This is a genomic window from Kitasatospora sp. NPDC058032, assembly GCF_042885845.1.
GTDB lineage: Bacteria > Actinomycetota > Actinomycetes > Streptomycetales > Streptomycetaceae > Kitasatospora.
This window is the reverse complement of record NZ_JBHVRK010000001.1, coordinates 595,935-601,934: the sequence shown is the minus strand read 5'-3', so window position 1 is coordinate 601,934 and position 6,000 is coordinate 595,935. Positions and strand designations below refer to the sequence as shown.

General features: G+C 74.7%; 6 protein-coding genes and 1 pseudogene. 3 read left to right on the top strand and 4 right to left on the bottom strand.

The window, feature by feature from the left end; all coding sequences use genetic code 11:
- The first annotated feature begins 223 nt into the window (after positions 1-223).
- Positions 224-1,585, top strand: coding sequence for a DUF2252 domain-containing protein (locus ACFVUH_RS02680; RefSeq protein WP_387910682.1), 1,362 nt, complete (start codon positions 224-226; stop codon positions 1,583-1,585).
- A gap of 116 nt (positions 1,586-1,701) precedes the next feature.
- On the opposite strand, the gene ACFVUH_RS02675 is transcribed toward ACFVUH_RS02680, so the two are convergent.
- Positions 1,702-2,262 carry a TetR/AcrR family transcriptional regulator gene (locus ACFVUH_RS02675; protein WP_355366494.1) on the bottom strand — a complete coding sequence of 187 codons (561 nt, stop codon included), beginning with the start codon at positions 2,260-2,262 and terminating at the stop codon, positions 1,702-1,704.
- A 36-nt stretch (positions 2,263-2,298) separates the two neighbouring features.
- Here ACFVUH_RS02675 and ACFVUH_RS02670 point away from each other — a divergent pair, with 36 nt between their 5' ends.
- Both ACFVUH_RS02670 and ACFVUH_RS02665 read left to right on the top strand, forming a co-directional pair.
- A complete protein-coding gene (locus ACFVUH_RS02670) occupies positions 2,299-2,451 on the top strand; it encodes a hypothetical protein (RefSeq protein WP_387910681.1) in 153 nt (50 codons plus the stop codon).
- 43 nt (positions 2,452-2,494) lie between these two features.
- Positions 2,495-2,821 (top strand): annotated as a pseudogene (locus ACFVUH_RS02665) (hypothetical protein); the annotation flags it as partial.
- Between the two features lie 64 nt (positions 2,822-2,885).
- Here the strand turns inward: ACFVUH_RS02665 and ACFVUH_RS02660 are convergent.
- The 3 genes from ACFVUH_RS02660 to ACFVUH_RS02650 are packed head-to-tail and all read right to left on the bottom strand — an operon-like array spanning position 2,886 to position 5,875.
- Positions 2,886-4,202: a Clp protease N-terminal domain-containing protein gene (locus tag ACFVUH_RS02660; protein WP_387910680.1), complete on the bottom strand. Its 1,317-nt coding sequence runs from the start codon at positions 4,200-4,202 to the stop codon at positions 2,886-2,888.
- Positions 4,195-5,478 (bottom strand): tetratricopeptide repeat protein, encoded by a 1,284-nt coding sequence (locus tag ACFVUH_RS02655; protein ID WP_387910679.1) that lies wholly within the window; start codon positions 5,476-5,478, stop codon positions 4,195-4,197. Before ACFVUH_RS02655 ends, ACFVUH_RS02660 begins: the two co-directional genes overlap by 8 nt.
- Positions 5,479-5,512: 34 nt before the next feature.
- Positions 5,513-5,875 carry a hypothetical protein gene (locus ACFVUH_RS02650; RefSeq protein WP_355366506.1) on the bottom strand — a complete coding sequence of 121 codons (363 nt, stop codon included), beginning with the start codon at positions 5,873-5,875 and terminating at the stop codon, positions 5,513-5,515.
- Positions 5,876-6,000 lie beyond the last annotated feature (125 nt).

The following is a 6,000-nucleotide window of genomic DNA, read 5'->3' as shown; positions in this document are numbered from 1 at the left end:
GCTTTGTGGGGTCAGGTCGCGGGGGCGGTACCGTCGGCCGCCCGCCCCCCCCCGGCCCCGCGGGCCCCCTTACCCTGGGGGGGGGGCGCGGGGGCGCGCCACCCGCCCGCCCCCCCGCGCTTCGACGTGCCGTCCGGTGGCGGCTGCCCTAGCGTCACGGGAAAGGCGGCCGCCTGCCGGTCCGCCCGCCCGCCCGCCGGACCGTACGTCGAGGAGTCGCGCCATGACCAGTCCGACCGAACGCCGGCGGCGCGGCCGGGCCGCCCGCGAGCTCATCCCGCGTTCCGCCCACGGCCGCTGGATCCCCGCCGCCGACCGCCCCGACCCGCTGGCCGTCCTGGCCCGGCAGGCCGAGGACCGGCTCCCCGACCTCGGTCCGATCCGCTACGGCCGGATGGCCGACTCGCCGTTCGCCTACCTGCGCGGCTCCGCCGCCGTCATGGCCGCCGACCTCGCGGCCGTCCCCGAGACCGGCCTCACCGTCCAACTCTGCGGCGACGCCCACCTGTTGAACTTCGGCGTGTACGCCTCCCCGGAGCGGACGCTGCTCTTCGACGTCAACGACTTCGACGAGACCTACCCCGGCCCCTTCGAGTGGGACGTCAAACGGCTCGCCGCCAGCGTCGCCGTCGCCGCCCGCGACAACGGCCAGGGCGACGACAACGCCCGCCGGGCCGCCCTCACCGCCGTGCGTGGCTACGCCCTCGCCGTGCGCGGCCTCGCCGGGCTGGGCGAACTCGACGTCTGGTACACCCGGATCTCCGCCGCCGAAGTCTTCCCGCTGGTCCGCAAGCCCGGCCGCCGCAAGCGCGTCGAGGCCACCCTCGACAAGGCCCGCCGGCGGACCAGCCTGCAGGCCTTCGGCAAGCTCACCGGGACGGACGAGGAGGGCCGGCGCCGGATCGTCAGCGATCCGCCGCTGCTCGAACCCCTCCCGCGCGACGAACTGCGCCGGGTCGGCAAGATCTTCGGCGACTACCGGGCCACCCTCCCCGAGGACCGCCGCGTGCTGCTCGACCGCTTCCAACTGGTCGACGTCGCCCGCAAGGTGGTCGGCGTCGGCAGCGTCGGCACCCGCTGCTTCATCCTGCTGCTGGAGGGCCGCGATCCGCGCGACCCGCTGTTCCTGCAGATCAAGGAGGCCGGGCGCTCCGTCCTGGAGCAGCACCTGCCGCCCGCCCGCCCGGCCGCCGAGGCCCCGGTGGTGCACGGCGGGCAGCGCGTCGTCACCGGCCAGCGCCTGCTGCAGGCCGCCAGCGACATCTTCCTCGGCTGGACCACCGGCCCGGCCGGCCGGCACTTCTACGGCCGTCAGCTGCGCGACATGAAGGGCTCCGCCGACGTCGCCCGGATGACCCCCGGCGACCTGCGCGTCTACGCCGACCTCTGCGGGCGCGCCCTGGCCCGCGCACACGCCCGCTCCGGCGACCGGATCGCCATCGCCGGCTACCTCGGCGGCTCGGACGCCTTCGCCGAGGCCGTCGCCGACTTCGCCCTCCAGTACGCCGACCGGACCGCCGCCGACCACACCGCGCTCCTCGCGGCGATCGACGCCGGCGACCTGACGGCACGGCGAGGTGTCTGACCGGCCGCAAGGGATCCGGGGACGGACAGGCCCTGCCCGCCACCTGGACGGGCTGTTCCCGACGCCGTGACGGCCCAGCCGCGATGGCCCGGCCGTGACGGACCCAGGGACCGCTGCTACCGCAGCAGCCAGTCCCGGGTGCGCGCCATCACCTCGGCCCGGGTGCGTCCGCCGTGGTCGACGTCGATGAGGTGGTAGCCGATCCGCAGCGTGAACGACACGAAGCTGCGCACCTCCACCTCCTCCGGGTCCGGGCAGAACGCCCCGTAGAGCGACCGCAGGTACGCCATCCGCCGGTCGTCGACCCGCCGCAGCCGCTCGGCCACCGCCTCGTCGCGGCGCGCCCACTCGCGGATCACCAGATCGAGCGCCACCCCGGTGGCGGGCCCGTCCCCGGGCGTCGCGGCGATGACGAACAGGTGGTCCAGCCGCGTCCGCGCGTCCCCGCCCTCGCCCTCGACGCGCTCGATGACGTCGTCGGTGACCGTCCGCTCCCAGGTGTCGAGCATCTCGGCGAGCAGTGCCTCGCGGTTGCGGAAGTGCCCGTAGAAGCCGCCCTTGGTCACCCCGAGCGCCTGTGCCAGCACCTCGACCCGCACCGCCTCGGGACCGCCCCCCGCGAGCGCCCGCAACCCCTCCTCCACCCACCGCCCCCGCGGCGTCCGCGTCACACCCATGCGCCCCACCGTACCGAAGCGGCCGCTCAGGGGCGGATGCGGCCGAGGAGGCGGGTCCGGCTCTGCGCCCTGGCCGCCCTGCTCGGCACGGCCGCCGCCCTGTACCGGCTGCGCGCGCGACCGGTCGACGGCCGGCCGTCCGCGCGGGCGGGCGCACCGGAGAAGGACAAGGTGCCTGCCCGGACGTGAGGGCCCGGCCGGGTGTCAGTGCTCTGTGCCAGGATCTGCGGTCATGCTGGAGATCACGGTGCGGACGGAAGACGACGAGGCCCACCCGCGGGTGAGCGCCGAGGAGCTGGCGGGGCTGGTGCGGCGGATCGGGGGGCGCAAGGACCGCTTCCTGGTGGTCGAGCGGATACCCGACGAGCCGGACGTCTACGTCCAGGTGTGGCACGAGGGCGACGGGGAGTACACCCTGGAGCACCGCGACGGCGGGCCCGACCGGCACTTCCAGGTGCTGCTCGACGCCCCCGAGCCGGTGATCACCGCCATGACCGCCTGGGCCCGCCGCGCGCCCGGGTGGGGCGAGGCGTTCGACTGGGAGGCACTGGAGCTGGGGTAGCACGGCCGCCGAGCCGTCGGCGCCGCACCGGAAGTCGGACCGGCCGACTTCCGGTGCGACGTCAGCTCATCGACCAGACGGACGGGTCGTGCGGGACCGGCGGGGAGACAGCCGACAGGTGCAGCGAGGCGTACGCCCCGGCCGCCGTTTCCTCCACCACGGCCCCGGTGACCGTCGGCGCTGTCCCGGCCGCCATCGATTCGGACCGGACGCGCACGCACGCCTCGTCGAGCAGGTCGACGGCGGCCCCCGGGAGGACCTGGCCGGGCTGATGGCCGCGGGCGAGCCGGACGGCGGCCTCCAGCGCCTCGCCGGTGATCCCCACGCCGTGGTGCTCGGTCAGCCGGCGCCCGGCGTCACGCAGGATCGCCAGCACCTCGGCGGGGAGCGGTTCCGTCACCGGAAGCAGCTGGATCAGCCGGTCGAGCCCGGAGTCGCGTTCCCAGTGCTGGTACTCGGCGGTGGTGGCGGCCGCGACCACGGAGACGCCCGGCCTGCCGAACACCGGTCGGAAGAACGCCAGTGCCGTCGTCCGGCCCTCGCGGGTGTGCACGGTGGCGAGGGCGTTGTCGAGGAACAGGACGAGACCCGTGGTCCGCTGGACCTCGCCGACCAGCTCCGCCATCAGCTCGGTGAACCGCCCGTGGTGCTGCGGGTCGGCGAAGAGCGCGCCGACGTCGAGCAGGCGGACGGTCCGGTCGCGGAACGGCCGGGGGACGTTCCCGGTCACCACGGCCCGGGCGAGCCCGAGGACCGTACTCGTCTTGCCGACCCCCGGTTCCCCGACCAGCAGCGGGACGTTGCGGCTCTGCCGGGCGACGGTCTGCAGGATCCGTTCGATCTCCGGACGCCGTCCGAGGACGGTGGTGGCCGACCGCTCGGCCATCTCGCGAGTGAGGTTGCGGGTGGCCCACTCCAGGGCGGCCGGCGCCGTCGTGGTGACCCGGTCCTCCAGACGGAGCATGACTTCCTGGAACACCCTGGCCCCGTCCAGACCGAGCGCCGCCCGTGTCCGTGCCGCACCCCCTTCCGCTTCGTCGAGGAGGGCGAGGAGGAGGTGCTCGGTCCCGATCTCGTAGTGCCGGCGGCCGGTGGCCACCTCGGCCGAGCGATGGAGGACGGCCGCGGCCCTCCGGGTGTACGGCATGTGCCCGAGCGCGGGAACAAGGGCGGGCTTGGAGACGGTCAGCACCTGTTTCCTGGCGTTCTCCAGCGACACGCCCAGTGCTCTGAGGGCCTGGCCGGCCACACCCTGCTGCTCGTGCAGGAGGCCCAGGAGGAGGTGCTCGGTGCCGACGCGGAGGTAGTTCAGGTGCCTGGCTTCCTGCTGCGCCAGGACGAGGGCCTGGTGCGCACGGTCGGTGAACCGCTCAGACACCTCGCGCACCTCCCTCCAGTGCCGCCAGGTCCTTCCGGGCCCGGACCGTGTGCACGTGGTTCGAGCCCAGGGTGCGGTCCCGCTCCGCGATCAACTGCCGCAGCAGGGCCGCCGCCTCCTCCCGGGCGCCCGACAGCGCCAGATTGCGGGCGAGCATGTGCCGCGTCCGCAGGGTGTCGACGTGCTCGCCGCCCAGGACGCGGCTGCGGTCGGCGAGCAGGATCCGCAGCATGGCGACCGCCTCCATCCGGTGGCCGGACTCGCCGAGGTTGACGGCGAGGAACTGCCGGGTGTGCAGGGTCTGCGGATGGTCCTTGCCGTGCAGATGGGCGTAGACCTCGGGCAGGGGGCGCAGCAGGCGGGCGGCCTCCGCCGGGTCGCCCGCCCCGCCGAGGCAGTGGGCGAGCGCGCGCCGGGAGATCAGGGTGTCCTCGTGCTCGGCGCCGAGGATGCGGGTCTGCTCGTCGACCACGGCGCGCAGGGCCTCGGCCGCGCCGGCCCAGTCGCCCCCCAGGGCCTGCTGGTCGGCTTCCTCCTGCCGCTCGCGCAGGGCCGCGGCGGCGGTGGCGGCGAACGCCCGGTTGAGGCCGAGGGCGGTCTGGTCGGCGTTCTCGGTGCCCCGGTTGCGCGGGACCGGCAGGTTCTCGGCCCGCATGGTGGTGGCGAGCCGCTTGTAGAGCTCCAGAACGGTGAGCTCCTCCGGGCCGCCGACGATGCCTTCGCGCAGCAGCCGCAGGAGCCGCCCGGAGAACGCGGTGTGGTCCTCGCCGGGTGGGGAGAGGGAGACCTGGTCGCGCGGGGAGGAGGCGAGCACGTACGTGCCGGTGACCTCCAGCTGCGCGATGGGGGTGCCGCTGCCGGCCATGGTGCCGGTGACGGCGCGGCCGGAGAAGCAGCAGTCCAGCACGATGATCTTGGTGGCGGCGCGGCTGTTGAGCACGGTGGCGCGCAGCTTGTCGTACTCGAGGGAGTTGAACTCCGGTGACTCGTACTCGCTGTGGGACAGCGCCAGGTAGAGGTCGTGGCGGCCGCCGCCGATCAGCCCGTGTCCGGTGAAGTACACCAGCAGCAGGTCCTCGGCCGCCCTCGCGACGTCCCGCAGCGTCTGGCCGATCCGGGGCAGGCTGCCCTCGTTCAGCAGGACGGTGCAGTGCTTCTCGGGGACGATGCCGTGGTCCGGGTCGGTGAAGTGGGCGGCGAGGTCGGTGACGGTGCGCCGGACCGCCGGGAGGCCCGGCAGGTCCGGGTCCGTGTAGTCGCTCGCGCCGACGAGCACGATCCGGGACCGTTGTGGATCCGGAAGCGGCACGTCAGGCCTGCTCGGCGTCGGTGCCGTCCAGAGCGGTGCGCAGGATCGCCTCCAGTTCCCCGGCGCGCACCCGCTTGGCGTCGATCTCGACGACCGTGCCGTCCTGGCGGCGGATCTTCAGCCGGACGTCGCTGCGCCGCGGCTGCGCGAACCACGCGCGCAGCGAGGAGGCGAGCACCGACAGGCCCCCGCCGGTGCCGAGGGCCACGGAGACGGTGTCCAGCACCGACCCCATCTCCCCGGGCCCGGGCGGACGGCCGGTCAGGGTCACGCCCCGGAGCTCGGGTTCCCCCCGGAGCCAGTCGGTCAGCGACTCGGCCTCCGCGACGGTCTCCCCACCGGTCACGGAAATGTGCACGTCCACGAGCGCCCCCCATAAGGCCTGGTGACGGACGGAGTTGAGGGCGGCCAGTCTACTGATCCCGGCCCCTGCCCGCCCCCACCCCCCGGGGGTACGGTGGACCGGTTCCGTGATCCCATGACGCCCCG

Bases quoted from the DNA above. Each gene is read 5' to 3' on its own strand.
- ACFVUH_RS02680 (WP_387910682.1), top strand. From the start codon at position 224: ATGACCAGTCCGACCGAACGCCGGCGGCGCGGCCGGGCCGCCCGCGAG.
- ACFVUH_RS02675 (WP_355366494.1), bottom strand. From the start codon at position 2,262: ATGGGTGTGACGCGGACGCCGCGGGGGCGGTGGGTGGAGGAGGGGTTG.
- ACFVUH_RS02670 (WP_387910681.1), top strand. From the start codon at position 2,299: ATGCGGCCGAGGAGGCGGGTCCGGCTCTGCGCCCTGGCCGCCCTGCTC.